The following is a 509-nucleotide window of genomic DNA, read 5'->3' as shown; positions in this document are numbered from 1 at the left end:
GCAGCCGGTTGCTGATCCTGCGGGGTGACCCGGCTGCCCTGGTGCCCCTGGCGGCCCGGGCGGCGGGGGCCGCGGTGGTGGCCTGGAACCGGGAGGTGGAGCCCTACGGCCGCGAGCGCGACCGGCAGGTGGCGGCGGCGCTGCAGGGCCAGGGCACCCGGGTGCTGGTGGACTGGGACCAGCTGCTGGTGGCGCCGGAGGCGATCCGCACCGGCGCCGGGGAGCCCTACCGGGTCTACGGCCCGTTCCTGCGCAACTGGCGCCGCCAGGTGGAGGACCGCGCCACCCTGGGGGCCGCCTCGGCCGGCGCCCTGGAGCCGGTGGCGGCGCCGAGCGCACTGCTGGATCTGGACCCCGCCACCCTGCCGGCGGAGCGCGCCACCCTGTGGGAGGCCCTGCCCAGGCTGGAGGCCGTGCCCAGCGCGGAGGAGCTGGGCTTCCATTTCAGCGGCGCCGATCTCTGCCCCTGCCGCCCCGGCGAGGCGGCCGCCCTGGCCCAGCTGCAGGCC

1 protein-coding gene is annotated in these 509 nt (G+C 78.8%); it reads left to right on the top strand.

What is annotated here, in order from left to right:
• On the top strand, positions 1 to 509 hold a 509-nt coding region (locus tag VB737_RS07575), incomplete at both ends, for a deoxyribodipyrimidine photo-lyase (protein ID WP_500312292.1).

Source organism: Synechococcus sp. BA-120 BA3, from assembly GCF_034931285.1.
In the GTDB taxonomy this organism is placed as follows: domain Bacteria; phylum Cyanobacteriota; class Cyanobacteriia; order PCC-6307; family Cyanobiaceae; genus Cyanobium.
This window is presented reverse-complemented; position numbering and strand designations above follow the sequence as displayed.